We start from the raw sequence: 22195 nt of genomic DNA, 5'->3' as shown, positions 1-22195 counted from the left end.
CTTCGTGCTAAGATATTATTATATGTTGGGTATAAAAAGATGTATTATTCGACATCTGGGGTACAATATTACGTAAGATCATGAAAGGATGGAGCGGAAGAACCATGAATTTCAAAAAGATAGGTGTCATAGGCGGCGGCACAATGGGGCAAGGGATTGCCGAGATGCTTGCAGCCAAAGGACTGGACGTACTGCTCGTTGAAGAAACGAACGACAAGCTGAACCATGCTTACGGCATGATTGAGACGAGCCTTGATAAGCAGCTCGAAAAATGGGCTATCACCAAGGCGGAGAAGAAACTGATCTTATCCAAAATTCATAAAGTAACTCATTTTGCCGAACTCGGTACCTGCGATATGGTCATCGAGACCATTTCGGAGGATTTGGATGCCAAGAAAAAGGTATTCAAGCAATTGGATCAGGTATGCCCGAGCAATATTATTCTGGCCAGCAATACTTCCACACTCAGCTTGACTGAAATTGCCGGCTCCACGAAATATCCGGAACGCGTGATTGGTATGCATTTCATCTATCCGGTAGCTAAGATAAATCTGGTTGAAATTATTCGCGGATTAAAAACTTCGGAATCCACCTTCGAAGAGACAAAACGCTTCGTGGAAGAAGTTGTTGATAAGCACGGAATTATGGTCTATGAATCCCCTGGCTTCGTGACTTCCCGAATCATCTGCTTGATGATTAATGAAGCGCTGCATGTGCTAGGAGAAGGCGTAGCTACGGCTGAGGATATTGATGATGCAATGCGCATCGGTTATCAATTCCAATACGGTCCGCTGGAAATGGCCGACCGCTTTGGTCTCGATTCGGTCCTGGCTGCTCTTGAGCGCATGTTCCGTGAATTCGGCGAACTTAAATATCGCCCTTCCTTCGTGTTGAAGAAAATGGTTCGCGCCGGATCTCTCGGTGTGAAAACTGGTGAAGGATTTTTCAAATACGATAAGGATGGTGACCGGGTGTGAAATTGCTCGTAATTAATGCAGGTAGTTCATCTTTGAAATATCAATTGTATGATATGACCGATGAATCGGTATTAGCTAAAGGCCTGGTTGAACGGATTGGCATGGATTCTTCAATTCTGAATCATAAGCCAACAGGCAAAGAGGAAGTTACTGAAGTTAGTGAAATCCTCGAGCATACAACGGCGATCCGTAAGGTGCTTGATAAATTGACTGATAAAGAGCATGGTGTTCTGAACTCCGTAGAAGAAATTCAAGCCGTAGGCCATCGCGTCGTTCATGGCGGGGAAGCGTTCAAAGGCTCTGCGCTTGTTACAGGCGATGTGAAATCGGAAATCCGCCGTCTGTTCGATTTGGCTCCTCTTCATAATCCCCCAGCTATTCTAGGGATTAACGCAGCGGAGAAAAATATGCCTGGGGTTCCTCAGGTTGTTGCCTTTGATACAGCTTTCCATCAAACGATGGACGAGAAGGTATATTTGTACCCGATCCCGAAAGTATTATATAAGAAGCATCGGGTTCGTCGTTATGGAGCCCACGGTACATCTCATGACTATGTAAGCAAGATAGCGGCAGAGTACTTGAACCGTCCGCTCGAAGATCTGAAGATTATCACTTGTCATATCGGCAACGGCGCGAGCCTAACAGCTGTCAAAGACGGCAAGTCTATGGACACTTCTATGGGCTTGACGCCGCTTGAAGGCCTTATGATGGGAACTCGCAGCGGTGACCTCGATCCAGCTGTCGTAACGTTTGTTATGAACAAAGAAGAGCTGTCGCTAAGCGAAGTTAACTCCATGTTGAACAAGCACAGCGGCTTGTTGGCGATTTCCGGCAGCAGCAGTGATATGCGCGATATTACGGATGGCATGGCGGAGGGCGAGCCAAATTCAACATTGGCATTTGAAATGTATGAATACCGTCTGCGCAAGTATATCGGGTCTTATGCCGCAGCGATGAACGGCGTTGATGTAATTGTATTTACAGCAGGTGTAGGGGAAAACTCTGTAGTCGTCAGAGAGAAGGTATGTGAGAACCTGACTTACCTCGGTGTTGAGATTGATCCGGAATTGAACAAGGTACGCTCCGGCGATCCGCGCCGTATTTCTACGCCAAATTCAAAGGTGGAAGTATTGGTTATCCCGACCAACGAGGAATTGATGATCGCGCGTGACACATACCGCATCGTTCAGGAGAATCACTAGTTTACTTAAAAGTAAGTGTTCAACCTATTAAGAGGAGAGATAAGGGCATGGCGAACAAAAGCGTGATTCGTCAAGTTGGCGAACATGTTGGCGAGACTGTCGTCATTGGCAGCTGGCTCAATAACAAGCGTTCCAGCGGCAAAATTCAATTCTTGCAGCTTCGCGACGGTACCGGATATATCCAGGGCGTTGTCGTGAAGAGTGAAGTGGGCGAAGAGGTATGGGAGAAGGCCAAGAGCTTGACCCAGGAATCTTCCATGTATGTGACCGGAGTGATTCGTGAAGAGCCCCGCAGCCAATCCGGCTACGAAATGACAGTAACGGATATTGAGATTATTCATTTGACCGAGAACTATCCCATTACGCCGAAGGAGCACGGGGTAGACTTCCTGATGGATCATCGCCACCTATGGCTGCGCAGTCCTAAGCAGCGTGCGGTTATGGTTGTCCGGGCAGAGATCATCCGCGCGGTCCAGGAGTTCTTCAATACGAACGGATTTACAAAAATGGATCCGCCAATCCTGACTCCGACCTCGGCGGAAGGGACAACGAATCTGTTTCATACAAAATATTTTGATGAGGATGCCTATTTGACTCAAAGCGGCCAGCTCTATATGGAAGCTGCAGCAATGGCTTTGGGTAAGGTATATTCCTTTGGGCCGACATTCCGGGCAGAGAAGTCGAAGACTCGCCGTCATTTGATTGAATTCTGGATGATTGAACCGGAGATGGCATTCACGGATCACGAGGAAAGTCTTGTCATCCAGGAGAACTTCGTTACTCATATTGTGCAATCGGTATTGAAGAACTGTCGTCCTGAACTGGAGACGCTGGATCGCGACATCTCCAAGCTGGAGAATATCAAGGCGCCGTTCCCTCGCATTTCGTATGATGAAGCGATCGAATACTTGCATACCCAAAACTTCGATATCCCATGGGGCGAGGATTTCGGGGCGCCCCACGAGACCGCCATTGCGGAACGTTACGACAAACCGGTGTTCATTACGAATTATCCGGCCGGCATCAAGGCATTTTACATGAAGCCTGACCCTAACCGTCCTGAAGTTGTATTGTGCGCGGATATGATCGCGCCAGAAGGCTACGGCGAGATTATCGGGGGATCGCAAAGGATTGATGATCCTGAATTGATGGAAGAGCGCTTCAAGGAGCATAACTTGTCGGCAGAAACCTATCAATGGTATCTGGATTTGCGTAAATATGGTTCTGTACCACATTCCGGCTTCGGTCTGGGCCTGGAACGTACGGTTTCCTGGATTTGCGGACTCGAGCATGTCCGTGAGACGATTCCGTTCCCGCGGATGCTGTACCGCTTATATCCATAAGCAAGGTGGTTAAGATGGAGATGAACGATAGCTGGAAAGTATGGTCCAAAGGGATTTCCTTCGGACTTGAGGCGGCGATGGTGAATATTCCTCATGTTCTGTTCGTCCATTACCGGCAGCTGCATTTAGATGAAATGGAAGTCATGCTGCTTGTTCAGCTGCTTTCATTCAAGCAGGTGGAGCATAATGATTTTCCTTCTATCGATCAACTGGAGCTGCGGATGGGCACAGCGCCCGGCGGGCTCTCCCCTGTCATCAGACGGCTGATGAAGGAAGGCTGGCTTAGTATCGATGACTTCATGGATGAGGTTACCGGGATTCAATCGGAGCGTTACAATCTATCGGGGATGTATGAAAAGCTGGGGAAATGCCTGGCTGAGCAGCGTGCCGCCGGCCGGCAGGCCGAAGCGCAAGCCTCGGCACCTGCGCCGAAGGAGGAAGAGCAGCGTAACTTATTCGTTATTTTCGAGAAGGAATTTGCTCGTCCGCTATCGCCGATGGAATGTGAGACGATCTCCGGCTGGGTAGATCAGGACAGTTATCCGGAGGACTTGATCCTGCTGGCTCTGAAAGAAGCGGTATTTGCCGGCAAGGTTCATTTCCGCTACATCGACCGGATTCTCCTGGAATGGAGCCGTAATCGCGTCAAGACGGTAGAGGATGCGAAGGCCCATATTCAGAAATTCCGTACCGGGTCCCGCTAAGATGGACAGGAATAGGAAGCAATAATGAAATGCATAAGAAGAGCCAGGTCTCCGCTAAGGAGCCTGGCTCTTTGTTATATAGCTGTTACTGATTAGGCGCGGGACCAATCAATCTCCATGGTCCCCATTGTCCAGTCGTACCTGGCTCCTGGTTCTGCGTCCACCAGAGTGCTTCCCACAACTGTCCGTTGTGCAGGACAATCTCACCTTCTGTGTATACTCTGACATTATTCCAGACGAGATATTCACCGAAGCGGTCAGGATCGCCAGGGAAGCCTGGAGCCGGAGTTGTAGGCGCAGACGGATTCTTGGATAAATTCACGTCCATCACTTGATAGAAGGCATTTGGCGTATCGGCGATATCCCATACAGCGACGATAACATAATATCCTTCACGGTCATTAGGAACGAAGCAATCATTATAGACGTCATCCGGCGGGATTGCGCCATCATCAACATATCTGCAGAACAACTCCAGATCGGAGCGCTTGAGCGGCGAATTCGGGTCCCAGCCTTTCTTGGTAATATAGTAGTCCCAGGTGTTCGTGCTATGGTTAGCGACGATCTTCCAGTGGAAGGTATGTTCACCGCCGGTCATATTCACTTTGCTCCAGCGAGTTGATGTTTGTGCATCAAGCTCCAGGAACTTCCCGGCACTGGCTATATTGCCATCAGGCACGCCAAACTCAGGGAAATCACCACGGCCTTCTACGCTAAAGGGTTCGTAGACGATGGCACCACAGTTGGTATTTTGTCCCGTAGAACACAGATGTGCACGGCTATCTACAACATAGCCATGTGCAGAAGCGCTATTTGCGAAGATCAGAGAGCATGCAAAGATGAGAAATAAGGTACCTGCTGTAACGTAGAGCATCTTCAGTCTTGAGAAATGAGTACCAGCAAAAGCTTGAACCGTCATATTAATCTCCTCCTTCGTTTAAATAAAATAAATCCCTCTTTATTCTAGTTAATACAAAGTTAGCGCTTACATATGACTGAATTCTAGGATCATGTAGATCTCAGAAGTGCATTCGCAGCAGTGAACCGCTCTCCTCCTTTCCGGACTGGCAATTATGATCAACTCCGAAGCCAACAAGGCTCTATCCCCAATTCAACCGATAATAGGAGTCGAGCTTCTTCAGGAGATGATGTCGGTAGTCTGTAGAAGAATCTACTAAAGCTATGAAAATAAACGCTATATCCATATGTCGTATATTAAAATTTTTAATAGTTAAATTTGTTATATATTATTCCAAAATACTGGAAATGTCAATTACTTTACAAAAAAAGATACATTTTTCTTTATATGTTATTTGGTAGCGCGTTTATGGTGACATAATTCTACAAATAATTCTTTTCTATGAAATTCTATTCAGAATGCTAACTAAGTTGCTATATATCCGTTACATAGTACAGGGAACAAATCGCAGAAAAAATATAGTCGACGACAACGAAAAAAATTTGTAAATGATGCAGGGGTTGCCCAGGTAGCCAACGTCTATTATAGGGAAGGAGGGGAGAAAGATTGGTGAAAAGGATGAAGTGCGCTTTATTCAGAAGCTCAGACAAGGGGACCGGGAAGCGTTCCGCGAGCTTGTGCAGACTTACCGGAACCATGTCTATCGAATAGCTTACTCTGTACTGCACGATGAGCAGGAAGCCGAGGACGCTGCGCAGGAAACCTTTCTGCAAATCTATAACTCTCTCTCCGAATACCGTGAGCAAGGCTTCAAGACCTGGTTGACCCGAATAGCTCTACATAAAGCAATTGATCTGAAGCGCAAGCGAGAGCGCCGCAGGGAACAGCAAGGGGACGTAATCGAGTTGGCTTCGCAAATGCCGATCCAATCGGAGCATATCCTGCAAGGACTGCTCGCCGAGGAGCAGAGGGATGAGCTGAGACAGAAAATCAAGCAGCTTCCGGACGGGCATCAGACGATCATTACGGCTTTTTACTTGAATGGCAAAAGCTATGGGCAGATCGCCGCTGAGCTGGATATCACCGAGAAAACGGTGGAATCCAAGCTGTATCGCGCGAGAAGATGGATGAGAGAGCATTGGAAGGAGGAGGAATGGTAGTGAGACCACTGGATCAAGCTTCCATGCAGATCTGGAAGGCGTATATTCAAGGAAAATTAACTTGGGAAGAAGAAAAGCGGCTGGAGAATATGCTGCTTGAAGATGAGGAAGCTGCACTCCTCTATTCTGAGGCTCTATCATCGTTAGAGAGTGAACTGCCGGAGATGAGAGAGGATGGGCCTTGGCTGGAGGGACTGATGGCCTCATTGCCGGATTCTTCGGATAAAGCTGCAAACCCTGACAAGGAGCAAGGCTCAATCGGCAGATGGTTCAACCAGGCTTGGCTGCAATACGTGATCGCTGCGTCGATTACTATGCTGCTGATGACCGGCGGTTTCTTCGATCATTTATTCTCGAGGGCTAATGAGGCAATCCACCGACCTAATCAGGAGATATCAGTTAGCGATAGGCTCATGAAGGCGACTACCGGTTGGTTCGATAAATGGAATAAGTAAATGAGATAACATGACTAATACTTGATACAGAAAGGAAGGAATGACATTGGTACATTATCGCAATCGTTTGCTTGCGCTTATCTTAAACCTGATTCCCGGCCTGGGGCATCTTTATTGGGGGAAGAAGGTAAGAGGCGTGCTCTACCCGGTATTTTTCTTCGGGGGAATTTTGTTCGGAATTCTATTAGCTATAGCTTCGAGAGAGGAAGTGTTCCTTGCTGTAACGGCTATTGCAGCGTTTATTCTCTGGTGCATCTCCATGCTCGATCTTATCATCGTGCTGCTGCGGGAGCCGGCTGCCGTTCAGCAGCCTGTTATTGCAGATCCGCTTGATCCGTTGGGAATTATCCCTCCACCGATGAGTCAAAAAGATAAGGACACGGAGCGTTTCTTCATTATTCTGCTCTCGTTCGTGCCTGGCCTCGGCCATTTCCAGCTGGGACTGATGCAGAGGGGGCTGTCCTTCCTGATCTCGTTCTTCGGGCTGTTTACGATGCTGCTGTTCGTGACAGGCATTACTCATGAGTCGGTGTTTCTTCTGTTTCTTGGGCTGCTGCCTATCATCTGGCTCTATTCAATGTTCGATGCAGTTGGGCTCGTTCACCGCAAGCAGGCGGGGGAGCTTATCCAGGACCGCAATTTGTTTGATGAATGGGAATCCGGCCGGATCGACGGCAGACGCAGCAAAATTCTGGCTACCTTGCTATCGGCTTTTCCAGGCGCGGGTCAAATGTATCTCGGCCTTCAGAAGCGCGGTTTGCAATTAATGGTGCTGTTCCTCGGCAGCTTCTATGTGATCGATGTGCTGCGTTTAAAAGTGTTTCTATTCGTGATTCCGATCATCTGGTTCTTTAGTTTGTTTGATGGGCTGCAGCATATTAGTCGTTATGGTGTTCTGCCGCTAGAGGACCGGCCCTTGATCGATAGCAAAGGAAGTTACCAGCACTGGCTTGGCATCATCCTGATTCTGTTAGGCGTCTATTATGTCTCTATGGATCTCTTGGTTCCCATGATCGAGAGATATTTCCCGGGACTGCGCATCACATACTTCGTATACGAATATTTGCGTCCTGTCCTGATTGCCTTCCTGCTAATCGGCGGGGGCTTGAAGCTTTTGTCTGCGGGCACGCGGAATAAATCGGTACTCTGAGGCGATAAGCCGAGGGGACATAACTATGCTAACTTTAACCAGAACATAAACGTCTATAATTAGAGGCTTCGCTCCCAAAGAGCTGTTGCCTCTCTATTTTTATATGTATGTCTATTTTTGTTACCATTCAGAGGTAAGAGTCGGACAAAAGGAGATTGCTTATGTTCAAAATATTCATTGTAGAAGACGATCCAGGCATTGCTGGCAGGCTAAGGGAGTACTTGCATCGCTTCGATTACGATACATATGCGGCGGACGATTTCGATACGATCAAGCAGCAATTCGAGCGGTATGAGCCGCATTTGGTGCTGCTGGATATCAATCTGCCCAAATTTGACGGCTATTACTGGTGCAGACAGATTCGCAGTCAATCGACATGCCCCATCATCTTCATCTCAGCTCGCGAGGGCAAGATGGATCAGGTGATGGCGCTTGAAAACGGAGGCGATGACTATATTACAAAGCCGTTCGACTATGACATCGTGATTGCGAAGGTAATGAGCCAGCTGCGTCGGGCTTATGGATCATATGCTTCTAGCGCCGGGGACAGGACGGTATCCGTGGCTGGACTGTCACTGGATAAAGAGCGGTTATTTCTGTCCATTGGTGAGTCCAAGGTGGAGCTGAGCCTAACCGAGATGAAGATTCTTGATGAGCTCATGGGGCGGATGGAGCGGATCGTCAGCCGGGATCGGCTGCTGGAGAAAATTTGGGATGACCAGAAGTTTGTGGATGACAATACCCTTAATGTGTATGTCACCCGCGTACGCAAGAAGCTGCAGATGTTAGGTATAGAGGATGCGCTGCAAACGGTGCGTGGGCAAGGATATCGACTGGTGCCCCATTGGGAGGGCGAAGCGTGAGATTGTTTCTGAAGGAGCAGCGTCCGCTTATATTCATCTATTTATTGCAGCTATCTGTCATATCACTTGTTTATTGGCTTGATGGATACCGCAATATAGCTGTGATCCTGTACGCCGCGCTGCTGAGCGGCGCTGTATTGCTGCTCTACTTGACTTACCGCTACATCACCCAGCGCACCTTATACCGAAGTCTGGAGCAGCGGACAGGCCCAGCGTTGGATCTATTTAAGGAGATTCACCCCGGCACGCCGTTATCGGAAGCGGTATATCAGTTGTTGAAGTCGCAATACCGCAGCTACTTGGCCAGCCTGAACGTTCAGGAGGAGAAAATCCACCATCAGGTGCAATTCATGAATCAATGGGTACATCAGATGAAAACACCGCTTTCTGTGATGCATTTAATGCTTCAGGACGAGGATGACCCTCGCTTTCATGCGTTTGGAGATGAGCTGGACCGCCTGCAGAAGGGACTTGATCTGGTGCTTTATACGGCAAGACTTGATGCGTTCGAGCATGATTTTGTCGTGGAGCAGCTGTCGCTGAGCGGCTTGATCAAGACGGTTGTATCTACGCAGAAAAGGCTTTTTATCCGCGGCAGGGTGTATCCGGACATCGCGGTACCTGACTTATTGTATGTACATTCGGATGAGAAGTGGTTGACCTTTACTATCACGCAGCTAATGACAAATGCTGTGAAATATACAGTCAAGGCTGGAGGAAAAGTTTATTTCCGCGGCTTTCTTCAAGAAGGTCACACCGTCTTGGAAGTGACAGATGAAGGAGTCGGAATTCAAGAGAGCGATCTGCCGCGTGTCTTTGATGCTTATTTTACCGGGGAGAACGGACGCAGCTTCCAGGAGTCTACCGGAATGGGCTTGTATCTGGCGAAGCAAATCTGTGGGAAGCTGGGGCACCGGCTGGAGCTTGAATCGAAGCCGGATCAAGGGACGACGGTACGGATTATTTTTGAAGCGTAATTGTATCTCAGGGGGAGACGCCTCTAACCTTACAAACAAGTAAGGTAGTGTAAGATTAATCAATGGCAGCGATGATCTGCCACTTAGTATACTCAAATCAGCGAAGGAAAAGGAGCGCAGTTCATGCCGGTTCTAGAAGTTAACGGGTTGTCCAAAATTTACGAAGGCAAAAAAATATCAACGAGAGCGCTGGATCATGTGTCCTTCAAAATCGAAGCGGGACAATTCGTTGGGATTATGGGGCCCTCCGGCAGCGGCAAGACGACGCTGTTGAATGTGATCGCTACGATTGATGAGCCGACAAGTGGAACGCTGACTCTGAACGGACAGGACCCGCAAAAGCTGAACAAGGATGAGACAGCTCTGTTCCGCCGACGTCAGCTCGGGTTCATATTTCAGCGCTTCAATCTTCTTGATACTTTGACGGTGGAAGAGAATATTGTGCTGCCGCTGACCTTGGAGGGACTGCCCATCCATGAGATGAAGAGCAGAGCCCAGTCGCTCGCCGCCAGGCTAGGAATCGAAGCGATTATGAAGCAGTATGCAGGTGAAATATCAGGTGGACAGATGCAGCGGACAGCCATCGCCCGCGCTCTGATTCACAAGCCTTCGTTGTTGCTCGCGGATGAGCCGACGGGCAATCTGGATTCCAGATCCTCGCGTGAAGTGATGGAAGCGTTCGAGCTTATTAACCGTGAGGATAAGACGACGATTCTGATGGTCACACATGACGCTATAGCCGCCAGTTATTGTCATCGCGTCCTGTTCATCAAGGATGGAAGAATTTACAACGAGCTTTATCGGGGGGATAACAGACAGGTTTTCTTTCAAAAGATTATTGACATGATGTCGCTGCTGGGAGGGGAATCTCATCACTTTCCGACAGTTCGCCTATAGCAATGTGCTGCGCAATAAGCGGATTTATGCCGCCTATTTCTTAAGCAGCTCCTTCTCGGTTCTGATCTTCTTTGTCTGCGCATTGTTCTTGTTCCATCCCGATCTTGCGAAGCAGCCGCTGTATACTCCGGCCAAGGTCGTGCTTGCGGAAGCGGTGTCGATTATGTATGTATTCTGCTTCCTGTTTGTGTTATATTCGGTCGGTTCTTTTCTCCGCTCACGAAGACATCAGTTTGGAACATTACTGCTATTGGGCATGACGGATAAGCAGCTCCGTAAGATGCTGTTCTATGAAAATATGCTGATCGGCGCGGGTGCGATTGTCGTTGGGATGATCGGCGGTTTGCTCACCGCCAAGCTATTCCTCATGGCAGGCTCCAATCTGTTAGGGATTGTCTCGCTTCCGTTCCACGTCTCGCTATATAGTCTATTGCTTACAATCGGGGCCTTTGCCTTGCTGTTTCTCGTCATTTCTCTATGTACGATGATGCTGCTTGGCTCTACCCGTCTCATCGATCTCTTCCAGTCGGATCGTCACCGGGGAGCACCGCCGCAAGCTTCCAAGCTTTTGTCGCTATTCGCTGCTCTATTGCTGATGGCAAGCTACTATCTGGCAGCTTCGGCTACGGCATCCACCGTATTAATTCGTATGGTGCCGGTTACGTGTATGACGATCGTGGGGACCTATTTCTTGTACACTCAGCTTAGCTTGTCATTGCTCGAATGGGCCAAGAGAACGATTGAATTTTATTGGAAAAAGACGAACCTGGTCACGATCTCGAATCTGTCTTATCGCTTGAAGGATAATTCGAGAATGTTCTTTCTCGTTACGATTGTCTCCACAGTTACCTTCTGTGCGATCGGCGTGTTTGCTTCGATCAACCGGCTGTCGGATGAATTCGAGGCGGATTATCCGGCGGATATCGCCTATGTAGCCAAGCCAGGAAGCAGGCTTGCCTCCGAGCATCTGGAGCAAATCCGCTCCGAGCTTCAAGCCAGGCAAGTACCGTATCAGATGGGCGGTATGGACTTGATCTATGTCAAGGTGAAGAAATCCACGCTTGATTCCGGGCCGCGCACCATGGCCTTGGTCGGCTTCGCGGATTATGAAGCAGCGGTCAAGGCGGCCGGTCTTAAGGTAAATGAGCATCCGCCCGGAGCGCAGGAAGCGCTGATCCTGCTTAGCTCGCAGCGGGAGAGGCTGTTGCTGGAGGAGCGTAAGCCAGCGGAATATACGCTGGAGGAACGGGGAATCCGCTTGCGAGAGACGGGGATTACTGAGCATGTTGCCGTGCCGGAATATTTAACTCCCGAGCTTGGGAATAGTCGCGAGGGAACCTTCTCCGGTCTGGTTGTGAATGATTCGCTGCTGCAAAACCTCAAGCAGAGGGAACGAACGGAGCGATTTACAGGCTTTTATGCCGATCAGCAGGAGCAGACCGTAGGAATGGCTATGGAGCTGACCAAGCATGGCAAAATGGATTATGAAGCGGGTAAGCCCTATGCATTGACGGTAAGCGGAACCCTGTTCGAGGTGCAGAGGAGCTCGTATGGTGCGCTGTTGTTCTTCGCACTCCTCGTCGGGACCGTATTTTACATTGCCGCAGGCAGCGTATTGTACTTTCGTCTATACAGCGATTTGGATTACGACCGCAGGCAGTATGCTGCCCTGACGAAGCTTGGTTTAACCCACCAGGAGATGGAGAAGGTCGTGTCACAGCAGCTGGCCTTATTGTTTTTCGTTCCGATCGGGGTGGCGATGATCCACAGCCTGTTTGCATTTATTGCTCTGCAGAGTTATTTATATATGTCCATTGCCTGGGAAGCCGGGCTGATTCTGAGCAGCTTCTGTCTGGTACAGGTAGTCTATTTCCTGTTCATCCGGGCCCGTTATTTGCGCAATTTACAGAAAGCGATCAGAATTTACTAATTGAAATGAAGCCGGGGCAGAGAGAAGGGCCCGCTTCAAATTTAAAACATAGTTTTCTCGGAGGTATACATGGAAAATTGGATAACGAGCATTATGGAACAATTCGGATACTTCGGCATCTTATTTCTGATCGCTCTTGAAAATGTGTTTCCGCCGATCCCTTCGGAAGTTATTTTAACGTTTGGCGGATTTATGACTACTTCTACAAGCATGACGGTAACAGGCGTAGTTATCGCCTCCACGTTAGGTTCGGTGCTGGGCGCCGTGATTTTGTATGGAATTGGCTATCTGCTTAATGTAGATAAGCTTGAAGGGATAATCGAAAAATACGGACGTTATCTAAGAGTAAAAAAGGAGGATATACGCAAGGCCGATTCCTGGTTCGATAAATACGGTTACTGGACCGTATTGTTCTGCAGGATGGTGCCGTTGATCCGCAGCCTGATCTCTATTCCGGCCGGGATGAACAAGATGAAATTCAGCTTGTTTCTGCTCTTTACGACCATCGGGACATTGGCCTGGAACGTAATTCTTGTCTGTCTAGGTGCAGCTGTCGGCGGCTCCTGGGAGAGTATCGTCGGGTTTATGGATGTCTATTCCCATATCGCCTATGCAGTGATCGCTGTCGGTGTACTCGCCTTTGCCGTGCTGTTCTGGCGTAAGCGAAAAAAAGTGCAGTCCTAGAGCAACCTGCCACTCCATCAATCTATATAGCTTAGGAGCGAAAGAAAGCCAATGGATATCATTTCTCTTATCAAAGCATTTATTCTCGGCATTGTAGAGGGGCTGACGGAATTTGCCCCGGTCTCGTCTACAGGGCATATGATTATCGTCGACGATATGTGGCTGAAGACCGATCTGATCTTCACCTCCAAGTATGTCGCTAATACGTTCAAGGTAGTAATTCAACTCGGGTCCATTCTGGCCGTGCTCGTCGTGTTTAAAGATCGCTTCATCGATATGCTTGGGCTGTCACGGTTCAAAGCCGGGGGCCGGGGAGAGCGGAGGAGTGAGAGCATGCCCGGGCGGTACCAGGGCAGACGCTTGAAGCTGAGTCATGTCATCGTCGGTTTGATCCCGGCAGGGCTGCTTGGCGTGCTGCTGGAGAATTATATTGATGAATATCTGTTCTCTACCGGCACAGTATTGATCGGTCTGGTCGTTGGAGCAATTCTGATGATCGCGGCCGATCGCTTCCGCCCGAAACGTCCGGTGATCGAGACGGTGGATCAGATTACATACAAGCAGGCTCTCTCTATAGGTTTGTTCCAATGTCTCTCCATCTGGCCGGGCTTCTCGCGCTCCGGATCGACCATATCCGGCGGCGTGCTGCTTGGACTTAGCTATCGGGCGGCGGCGGACTTTACATTCATTATGGCGGTGCCGATCATGGCCGGTGCCAGTGCGCTCTCCTTAATTAAGAATTGGCAGTACTTTACCCCTGACGCTCTGCCCTTCTTCATCGTTGGATTTATCGCGGCCTTCCTGTTCGCCTTGCTGTCGATCCGTTTCTTCCTGAAGCTGATTAACCGGGTGAAGCTGGTTCCGTTTGCGGTGTATCGAATCGTACTGGCAGTCGTCATCTGGTTAGTATATTTCTAGCATAGTTCCAGGAAAGATTTCTGATGAAAAGATGATCTCTATCCCGTTCTTTGAACCCTCTGTCGGAAAATCCGGCAGGGGGTTCGTGCATTAGAAATAAACCTTTATATTAGGCAAGAGCCCTGAATTTAAAATAAAAATGCAGGTATTTATTTTCCGGGCAAAGAAATAGATAGAGTGGAACATGCGTCTAAGGATTTGAATGACATGTATACGGGAAGGAGGCTAATCATGCGATTTATGATGATTGTCAAGGCTACATCCGATTCCGAGGCGGGTGTGAAGCCCAGTCCAGAGCTTCTGGAAGCGATGCTCAGGTATAACGAGGAATTGGCAAAGGCTGGCGTTCTAGTGGCCGCAGACGGCCTGCAGCCAAGCTCGGGCGGAATCCGCATTTCCTATCCGGAGCCCGGAAGGAAGCCCCAAATAATAGACGGGCCGTTCACCGAATCCAAGGAGATTATTGCTGGCTACACCCTGATCGAGGTGAATTCACGGGAAGAGGCGATTAAATGGGCGCTGCGGATGCCGGACCCGCATGGTCAAGGGCAAGGGGAGATTGAGCTGCGGCAAATATTTGACCCGGAAGAGTTATCGTCGGACGCGGACACCCAAGCCAAGATCAGAGGGCACTTCGGAGGATGAACGTTGTTTAGAATGGAACAAGAAATTTTTTTTGGAAAATAGGATTGACTGTTGTCGATTTTGCGATTTCCCGTTCGTTGTTAAGATAGAAACGGCATCCAAGCGGTTGAAGCATGCCGGTTTCCATCTAATTTACGGGGAAAGGCAGGTCGTTGAAATGAATGCAAAATTAGTTCCTTATCTGATGTCGGAGGATGCAAGATCTCAGGCGGAGTTTTACAAAAAAGTGCTAAGCGGCGAGATTCTGGCCATCAAAACATATGGTGAGGTGCCGGGGACTCCCCAAGGGATCAAAGATAAAGTGATGCATATGGTTTTATCTTTGGCAGGCGGAAATACGTTATTCATGAGCGATATTTTTGAACCTGTGGAGGGCAGCCGCAACATAAGTCTGTCATTGACTTTCGAGCTTGAGGTGGAAGCAAGGCAGGCCTTTGCAGAGCTGGGGGAAGGCGGAGAAATCCGTTATCCGTTCGAGCTTCAGCCATGGGGAGCCTGTTATGGTGAAATCCTGGACCGGTTCGGTGTGACGTGGCAGTTTGCTACAACCATCCGAGCATAAAATTCGAAGAACGCTATTTTGTACCCAAAGGAGAAGAAGATATGAATCAAGAGGTCACGAATTTTATCAATGGAATTAAGGAGACTTGGCAAAGGGAAGCGGCGGTCAGCTTGCGTGAGTTGGTGTATCAGGTTATCCCGGATGCCCAGGAGCGTCTCCAATATAAGAAACCTCATTTCTTGAAGAATGGAAAATATGCCGCTGTAATTTCTACATCCAAGGATGCGGTCAGCTTTACGATTTTTAATCCGGCGGGGATTGAATTTCCCGAAGGAATATTCGATGGCCCGCCGGAACGAAAAACATTGAAGCTGCGCCAGGGGCAGACTTATGACCCGGAGCAGCTGGCGAATCTTGTGGCCGCGGCTACGAGTATATAAACCTCCGCATAAATAACCCTTCGATCATTTTATGACGGAGGGTTATTTTGCGGACAATTCCTTGTACATGCTGCGATACGCGGCAGGGGTGAGGCTCTCGAATTTCTTGAATGTCTTAATGAAATAGCCCGCATCGCAGAAGCCCAGGTCATCGCTCACTTGATTGACCGACAAATCGGTTGATTCAAGCAGCTGTCTGGCCCATTCAATCTTCAATCTGGCGATGAAAACCGAGAAATTCTCTCCAGTCTCCTTGGTGAAGATCCGGCTGAAGTAGCTGGGACTGAGATGACAGAGCTTGGCCATCTCCTTTAAGCCGAAGCTTTCCTGCTTATGCGCATAAATATAATCGAAGGCAGGCTGGAGTACGGCATTGGACGAGATGAATCGGTCGGCTCCGTTTTTTAGCTTCGTGTTGATTAACGCCCCCGACAACTCCTGCTGGATCGATTGAATTTTACGATAGGTACGGTCGGCTGGGTCCAGCACCTGGCTAGAGGCGGGAGCGGAAGCGTCCAAATTTGAGGTCAGCATTCCTTTGTACAAATCGACGGTGGTATGCTTCTGAATCGCTTCTTCCACGATATAAGTGCTTAATTGCAGCAGCAGGTCCACGCATTTCGTTACTTCATCATAGGATAAGACCGGCAAAGCCTTGTAATGCTCCTCCAGCGCTTGAAACTTGCGATGCGTCTCCGCATTGGGAGGTCGCGATACGACCTGTTCCAGCAGAGGCATATCCGGTTCGCGCAGCTTAAGCTGGCCGGCCATAATGGCACCAAGATATTGATTGTTGATAATGATTGGTATGGCGATATCGATAATATTGAAATGGCATAAATAGATATAAGGTTTATTCTGCCGCACGGCTTCAAGCCCGCCGCGTGCATCGCATTTTTGACAATACTGCGAGAGGTGGGAGTCCTGACGTACCCCTTGGCAGAAGGGCTGACAGTAGCTGTGTCGGGTCACGGGAATCCCCTTATAATCGACCGTTAAAATAGCCATTTTCGTTACAAGCGATAGAGCATCCTGCAGCTTCTCCCATTTCTCCAGATCTATGATTTCCTCTAAGTCAAATCGGGACTTGGACATGATCGTAGTCTCCTATCGAAGTAATAGAAACACTATAACAATTATAGCGAATAGTTCTACTGCAGAACAAGAAAATACAATTATATTGCCCAATGGCAAGAAAATACGATAAGAAAACGCTTTAAATCAAGCTCTTTGTTTCATGCTTCTCAAAATAGTGCATCCTATAATTAGTGTATAAATGATTTGAGGAGGATGTAAGATGAGAAGAGCGTTTATTAGTCCAACGAAATATGTGCAAGGGGAAAATGAACTGTTAAATCTGGGCTATTTTGTGAAGACCTTTGGTGATTCTGCGCTGTTAATAGCACATCCTGATGATGTGGCCCGCGTGAAGGATAAGCTTGAGGCAACTAAACATAAATTCAATATTACCTTTGTAGAAAGCGGATTCCATGGGGAATGCTCGCGTCAGGAAGTAGCAAGATTGCAGGCGTTGGCCAAGGAGCACAACTGTGCATGTACGGTGGGTCTTGGCGGCGGCAAGGCGATTGATACAGCGAAATGTGTAGCCGAAGGCGAAGCTCTGATCATCGTGCCTACGATTGCGGCTACCGATGCGCCTACAAGCCATTCCGCTGTTCTCTATACTCCAGAGGGAGAATTCGATGATTATGCGTATTTTAAGCAAAGTCCGAGCGTAGTCATGATCGATACGACAGTCATCGCCCAAGCGCCGACAAGATTTCTCGTCGCCGGGATGGGAGATGCGCTCTCAACTTATTTTGAGGCCAGAGCTACGGCCAATTCGTATTCCAATGTGAACGCCGGATTGCCGTGCGGGGTTCGCGAAGGCGTATGCGGTGATGCCAAAGGGACGATTACAGCGCTGGGACTCGCCAAGCTATGTTATGAGACCTTGCTGGAGAACGGATATAAAGCCAAGCTGGCCTGTGATCAGAACATTGTAACTCCGGCTTTGGAGAATATCGTCGAGACGAATATTCTGCTATCCGGATTAGGTTTTGAAAGCGGCGGGCTGGCTGCGATTCACGCCATTCATAACGGCCTAACAGCTCTGGAAGGAACGCATCATTATTATCATGGGGAGAAGGTAGCCTTCAGTACGATTGCCCAATTGGTACTAGAAAATGCCGATCGGGCCGAAATGAAAGAAGTGTTGGATTTCTCCCTCTCTATCGGTCTGCCGGTATGTCTGGCAGATATCGGTGTAGAGCATGTGAGCTATGAGGAATTGCTTGAGGTGGCTAAAAAAGCATGTATCGCTGAAGAGTCCATCCACTCGATGCCGTTCCCGATTTCCGAGGATGCGGTTGCGTCGGCGATTATGGCTGCGGACCATTTGGGACGCCAATATAAATTAACCAAGGAGATTTAAGATGAAAAAAATAATGAATAAGCCTGAAACCTTGGTTCGGGAAATGTGCAATGGGCTTGTCTTAGCGCATCCTGAGCTGGATTTCAACTACAAATTCAAGGTCATTTCCAAAAAGAAAAACAATCCTGATAAAGTGACGCTGATCAGTGGCGGCGGGAGCGGGCATGAGCCCGCTCATGCCGGATTTGTAGGCAGCGGAATGCTGGATGCGGCTGTATGCGGCGACGTATTCGCTTCTCCATCGCAAATCCAGGTATATCAGGCGATTAAGAATACGGCAGGCAGCAAAGGAACGCTGCTAATTATTAAGAACTATAGCGGCGATGTTATGAATTTTAAAAATGCAGCTCATCTTGCCAGCGAAGACGGCCTTGAGGTGGATTATGTCAAGGTGGACGATGATATCGCTGTTAAGGATAGTCTCTATACGGTAGGGAGAAGGGGCGTCGCCGGAACGATACTCGTTCATAAAGTTGCTGGAGCGGCAGCGGAGGCAGGCTTGTCATTGCCTGAAGTAAAGGAAGCGGCGCAGCATGCGATTGATAATGTGCGCAGTCTCGGCTTTGCTTTTACCTCCTGCACGGTTCCAGCCAAAGGTACACCTACCTTCCAAATCGAAGATCATGAGATGGAATACGGGGTGGGGATTCACGGTGAGCCGGGCATTCGCCGGGAAGAGCTGGTGTCTGCGGATGAATTGGCAAAGCGCATGATCGAATCGTTATTGGACAATCTGCAGCTGAGTGATTCGACGGAGCAGGAGGTTGCCGTATTAATTAACGGGTTTGGTGCCACGCCGCTTCAAGAGCTGTATCTGCTGAACAATTCGGTGATTCGGGAATTAACCGCGAAGAACAAGCGGGTGTTCAAGACGTTTGTCGGCAACTACATGACAAGCATCGATATGGCGGGTGCCTCCGTGACCCTAATGAAGCTCGATGATACGCTGAAGAAATGGTTGTCTGCCCCCTGCGACACGTTGGCGTTAGCCGTTAAAGCTCCGTTCGAACCGGTAAATTATACCGAGGTCATTCGTGAGGAGAAAGCGGCAGACGAGGTATCGTATAAGAACGAGACCGACCCTGCGGCAGCGGTTATTCAGAAAGATCGGCTAACGTTGCAAAATATCGTCTACCTCGTCGATCAAATGAGTGAGGTCATTATCGAAAATGAAGTTCCGTTCTGTGAGCTCGACGCTCACGCAGGGGACGGCGACTTCGGAATGAGCGTGGCCAAAGGTTTCAAGCAGTTGAAAGTGGAATGGAAAGAGATTATCACTCATCATAAGCAGAATATCGGTGATTTCCTCGATGCCTGCTCGCTCGTTATTATGGAGCACTGCGGTGGTGCCTCTGGACCGATCTGGGGATCGGGCTTCCGGGCTGCCAGCAAGTATGCTCAGCAGAAGCAGGAGCTGTCCATCAGCGAGGTTGCTGAAATGATGCATGCCGTAGTCAAAGGAATCCAGGATACGGGGGAAAGGTCCTTTGGCCGGGGAGCCGTCGTTGGCGACAAGACGCTTATCGATGCGCTGGCGCCGCTCGCTGACGAGTGGACGAAAAGCGCTGAGCAAGGCGATAACCTGAAGCAAGCGGCGGTTAAGGCGGCCGAGGCTGCGGTTCAAGGCGCGCAGCAGACAGCGGAAATCGTAGCGCGGATGGGCCGGGCCGGTGCGGTAGGCGAACGGAGCATCGGTTACCCGGATGCGGGGGCGTACGCGCTAGGCGTTATTTTCACGGAGTTGGCGAAGGCAATGAAGTAATACGAATTGTCCTTGAGAAGCTTCGCCTAGTTCCAATGAATACCTGTATAGCTAACAGAACAGCCCTCGCTGGGAGTCATCCAGCGAGGGCTGTTCTGTTAGCTATACAGATGGGACAAAGGGCAAGCCTCTTTGCCTATTTCCTTCGAAGTTATGTAAAGATGTATCTACAGTTGTGTACCGCTAAAAAAAAGAGGTGCTTGATAGCGATTATCGAAGCAGGGCGAGGCGTCGATATTCCAGCTCGATCATAAATTCAAAGGCTTCCAGGTGCCGTTTGGCTTCAAGAATGCTGCTGCCCCAGGCATAAATGCCATGATTTCGCAATACGAAACCGGGAATATCGGGATGGATCGCTCCGGGCACCAGCTTGGCGACGGAAGGAATATCTGCATAATTAGGCAGTACGGGAATTTCAATCGCTGCACGCTCTTCCCAGATTCCGAGCTCTTTGATCAGTTCGTTGCCGTGAACCGGAATAAATCCCTGATCTCCGTAAACTTCGCTAATCAAATTATTAAACACTGTATGTACATGAAAAATAGCGCTGCTGCCGGTCATTCGGTAGATTTTAGCGTGGATCAAGCTTTCCCTGCTTGGCTTAAGAGAGGTTGTCTCACAAGCATTGCCCCCAGCGTCAACGAACAGAAAATCCTCCGGTGTGTGCTGCATCGCTTTATCCTTGCCACGGGAAGTGATCGCAAAATAAAATTCGTCTGGCGCATACTTGCCGACACGAGCGGATAAATCGCCGCTTGTACCCGGGAACCAGCCCTTGGCAGCCAATAGTTCTTTCACTTCTTTAAGCTCGGCAAGCCTGGCTTGCTTCTCTTCCAAGGCAATTTGTGCAAAGGCCATCATGGACTAATGTCCCTCCTTAAAGTGCCATTCTCCTCTAACTCGCAGGATCCAATATAGGCCTGTACGCATAGCTGTCTGCGCGCCAAGGCCCTAGCTGATTTGAAGTGAATGCATAGTAGCCAGCGTTTATGTATTCCTGCTGGCCATAATACCCTGAAGCTGGCCCGATCCGCCAGGACAGCATCATCGAGCCGACTTCAGGGTTCGGCCATTCCTTAGCACAAGCCTGGAACTGGCTTGGCCTTGCAGATGCGGCAAGCTGCCAGTCATCCGGAGCAGCTTATTGCAATGTGTCCTTCACAGCTTGCCCCATCTCACGCGAGCGTTCCTCTGCTCTGCGGACGGCGGCTTTAACCGCTTCTGTAAAACCGCCCTCACGCAGAACATCCAATGCGGCCTGGGTCGAGCCATTTGGAGATGTAATATCTGCGCGCAATTTGGCCGGTTCCTCGCCGGTCTCGCGCATCATGACAGCCGCGCCGAGCACGGTCTGTATCGTTAATTCCCGCGCTTGCTCTGGCGACAGTCCGCCCTCAATCCCGGCAGCGATCATCGCTTCCATCATGAAGTAGACATAAGCCGGGCCGCTGCCTGAAACACCGGTCAGAATTTCCATCTTCTCTTCCGGAATGACCGAGACGGTTCCGACCGCTTCGAACATCGTCAGCACCTGCTGCTTCTGTTCTTCGCTGACTTCGTCAGAGAAGGCGATCCCAGTTGCCCCGTAACCAATGGAGCTTGAAGTGTTCGGCATCGTTCTGGCGATCGGGGCGGCGAAGCCAAGCAGCTGCTGAATCGTCTCGATGGACAAGCCAGCGATAACGGAGACGAGCAGCTGCTTCTCCGAGAGGTGAGGAGCGATCGCAGTAATCGCGTCTTTGGCGTCCTTCGGTTTCATCGCTAGTACGATGATTGAAGCTTCTTCCAACAGTTGGTTCTTTTGTTCCTCCTGATTGCTCGTGACCACTCCATATTGATTCGTCAGATAGGCCAGACGCTCCTGATTGCTGCGATTCAGCATCGATATCGAGGCAGGCTTGGCTACCTGCTTATGAATGAGTCCGCGGACGATCGCTTCAGCCATGGAACCTGCGCCATAAAAGCTGATCGTACCTGGCTTCGAAGAGTTTTTGTTTTCGTTAGTGACCATGGTATGACCTCCACTGTGGATTACTGGATTGATATTGTCTAAGTATGCCCGAAGTGGGGCTAAGTAAAGCGGAGGAGCAGCATCAGCGTAGCTTGGACTTGATTTCCGACCTCTAACGGAACAGACAGCCGCTATATTGCAAATTTCAGGCCTTTCGGAAAAGTAACGGAAATAGGTTCCGCTATTCGCTGTTCCAACAGATGATTTTAGCATTATTGTTTT

22 protein-coding genes are annotated in these 22195 nt (G+C 49.2%); 18 read left to right on the top strand and 4 right to left on the bottom strand.

From position 1 onward, the window contains the following. Positions 1 to 104 precede the first annotated feature (104 nt). From BN1360_RS20375 to BN1360_RS20360, 4 genes are read left to right on the top strand one after another with little or no spacing between them, the layout of a single operon-like run. Positions 105 to 977: a 3-hydroxyacyl-CoA dehydrogenase family protein gene (locus BN1360_RS20375; protein ID WP_068781699.1), complete on the top strand. Its 873-nt coding sequence runs from the start codon at positions 105 to 107 to the stop codon at positions 975 to 977. Then, positions 974 to 2179: an acetate/propionate family kinase gene (locus BN1360_RS20370; RefSeq protein WP_068781698.1), complete on the top strand. Its 1206-nt coding sequence runs from the start codon at positions 974 to 976 to the stop codon at positions 2177 to 2179. Before BN1360_RS20375 ends, BN1360_RS20370 begins: the two co-directional genes overlap by 4 nt. 47 nt (positions 2180 to 2226) lie before the next feature. After that, a complete protein-coding gene (gene asnS, locus BN1360_RS20365; protein ID WP_068781697.1) occupies positions 2227 to 3522 on the top strand; it encodes an asparagine--tRNA ligase in 1296 nt (431 codons plus the stop codon). A 14-nt stretch (positions 3523 to 3536) separates the two neighbouring features. After that, the gene (locus tag BN1360_RS20360) at positions 3537 to 4226 is read left to right on the top strand and encodes a DnaD domain-containing protein (RefSeq protein WP_082790148.1); all 690 of its coding nucleotides are present in this window, start codon (positions 3537 to 3539) and stop codon (positions 4224 to 4226) included. Between the two features lie 85 nt (positions 4227 to 4311). Here the strand turns inward: BN1360_RS20360 and BN1360_RS20355 are convergent, their stop codons facing one another. After that, a complete protein-coding gene (locus BN1360_RS20355) occupies positions 4312 to 5145 on the bottom strand; it encodes a lytic polysaccharide monooxygenase (protein WP_068781696.1) in 834 nt (277 codons plus the stop codon). 623 nt (positions 5146 to 5768) lie between these two features. Between BN1360_RS20355 and BN1360_RS20350 the strand changes: the two genes are divergently transcribed. The 12 genes from BN1360_RS20350 to BN1360_RS20295 all read left to right on the top strand — a co-directional run bounded on the left by BN1360_RS20350 (position 5769) and on the right by BN1360_RS20295 (position 15766). Beyond that, positions 5769 to 6305 (top strand): RNA polymerase sigma factor, encoded by a 537-nt coding sequence (locus tag BN1360_RS20350; protein WP_229521066.1) that lies wholly within the window; start codon positions 5769 to 5771, stop codon positions 6303 to 6305. Next, on the top strand, positions 6305 to 6760 hold the full coding sequence (locus BN1360_RS20345) for a hypothetical protein (RefSeq protein ID WP_068781695.1): 456 nt from the start codon (positions 6305 to 6307) through the stop codon (positions 6758 to 6760). The genes BN1360_RS20350 and BN1360_RS20345 overlap by 1 nt, the downstream gene beginning before the upstream one ends. Before the next feature lie 40 nt (positions 6761 to 6800). Continuing rightward, positions 6801 to 7910 (top strand): DUF6677 family protein, encoded by a 1110-nt coding sequence (locus BN1360_RS20340; RefSeq protein ID WP_068781694.1) that lies wholly within the window; start codon positions 6801 to 6803, stop codon positions 7908 to 7910. Positions 7911 to 8071: 161 nt separating this feature from the next. Then, positions 8072 to 8773 (top strand): response regulator transcription factor, encoded by a 702-nt coding sequence (locus BN1360_RS20335; protein ID WP_068781693.1) that lies wholly within the window; start codon positions 8072 to 8074, stop codon positions 8771 to 8773. Further along, positions 8770 to 9750, top strand: coding sequence for a sensor histidine kinase (locus BN1360_RS20330; protein WP_068781692.1), 981 nt, complete (start codon positions 8770 to 8772; stop codon positions 9748 to 9750). The genes BN1360_RS20335 and BN1360_RS20330 overlap by 4 nt, the downstream gene beginning before the upstream one ends. A 123-nt stretch (positions 9751 to 9873) precedes the next feature. Then, positions 9874 to 10647 carry an ABC transporter ATP-binding protein gene (locus BN1360_RS20325; protein WP_068781691.1) on the top strand — a complete coding sequence of 258 codons (774 nt, stop codon included), beginning with the start codon at positions 9874 to 9876 and terminating at the stop codon, positions 10645 to 10647. Positions 10648 to 10651: 4 nt separating this feature from the next. Further along, positions 10652 to 12577 carry an ABC transporter permease gene (locus tag BN1360_RS20320; RefSeq protein WP_229521065.1) on the top strand — a complete coding sequence of 642 codons (1926 nt, stop codon included), beginning with the start codon at positions 10652 to 10654 and terminating at the stop codon, positions 12575 to 12577. 69 nt (positions 12578 to 12646) lie between these two features. Next, positions 12647 to 13261 (top strand): DedA family protein, encoded by a 615-nt coding sequence (locus BN1360_RS20315; protein WP_068781689.1) that lies wholly within the window; start codon positions 12647 to 12649, stop codon positions 13259 to 13261. Between the two features lie 51 nt (positions 13262 to 13312). Beyond that, complete coding sequence (locus tag BN1360_RS20310; RefSeq protein WP_068781688.1) at positions 13313 to 14179, top strand: undecaprenyl-diphosphate phosphatase; 867 nt, start codon at positions 13313 to 13315, stop codon at positions 14177 to 14179. 231 nt (positions 14180 to 14410) lie between these two features. Beyond that, positions 14411 to 14824, top strand: a complete 414-nt coding sequence (locus BN1360_RS20305) for a YciI family protein (RefSeq protein ID WP_068781687.1) — start codon at positions 14411 to 14413, stop codon at positions 14822 to 14824. Between the two features lie 157 nt (positions 14825 to 14981). Then, positions 14982 to 15386 carry a VOC family protein gene (locus BN1360_RS20300; RefSeq protein WP_068781686.1) on the top strand — a complete coding sequence of 135 codons (405 nt, stop codon included), beginning with the start codon at positions 14982 to 14984 and terminating at the stop codon, positions 15384 to 15386. 41 nt (positions 15387 to 15427) lie between these two features. Continuing rightward, a complete protein-coding gene (locus BN1360_RS20295; protein WP_068781685.1) occupies positions 15428 to 15766 on the top strand; it encodes a DUF1801 domain-containing protein in 339 nt (112 codons plus the stop codon). A 42-nt stretch (positions 15767 to 15808) separates the two neighbouring features. Here the strand turns inward: BN1360_RS20295 and BN1360_RS20290 are convergent, their stop codons facing one another. Next, a complete protein-coding gene (locus BN1360_RS20290) occupies positions 15809 to 16861 on the bottom strand; it encodes a PocR ligand-binding domain-containing protein (RefSeq protein WP_068781684.1) in 1053 nt (350 codons plus the stop codon). A gap of 202 nt (positions 16862 to 17063) precedes the next feature. On the opposite strand from BN1360_RS20290, the gene BN1360_RS20285 reads away from it, so the two are divergent. Both BN1360_RS20285 and dhaK read left to right on the top strand, forming a co-directional pair. Further along, positions 17064 to 18200: a glycerol dehydrogenase gene (locus BN1360_RS20285; protein WP_068781683.1), complete on the top strand. Its 1137-nt coding sequence runs from the start codon at positions 17064 to 17066 to the stop codon at positions 18198 to 18200. A gap of 1 nt (position 18201) precedes the next feature. After that, positions 18202 to 19962, top strand: coding sequence for a dihydroxyacetone kinase subunit DhaK (gene dhaK, locus BN1360_RS20280; RefSeq protein ID WP_069188391.1), 1761 nt, complete (start codon positions 18202 to 18204; stop codon positions 19960 to 19962). 210 nt (positions 19963 to 20172) lie between these two features. Here dhaK and mtnB read toward each other — a convergent pair whose 3' ends face one another. Next, on the bottom strand, positions 20173 to 20820 hold the full coding sequence (gene mtnB, locus BN1360_RS20275; RefSeq protein ID WP_068781820.1) for a methylthioribulose 1-phosphate dehydratase: 648 nt from the start codon (positions 20818 to 20820) through the stop codon (positions 20173 to 20175). Positions 20821 to 21103: 283 nt separating this feature from the next. Beyond that, positions 21104 to 21973: a pyrroline-5-carboxylate reductase gene (proC, locus tag BN1360_RS20270; RefSeq protein ID WP_068781682.1), complete on the bottom strand. Its 870-nt coding sequence runs from the start codon at positions 21971 to 21973 to the stop codon at positions 21104 to 21106. Positions 21974 to 22195 lie beyond the last annotated feature (222 nt).

Origin of the sequence: Paenibacillus sp. GM2 (genome assembly GCF_900069005.2) — a bacterium.
In the GTDB taxonomy this organism is placed as follows: Bacteria; Bacillota; Bacilli; order Paenibacillales; family Paenibacillaceae; genus Fontibacillus.
This window is presented reverse-complemented; position numbering and strand designations above follow the sequence as displayed.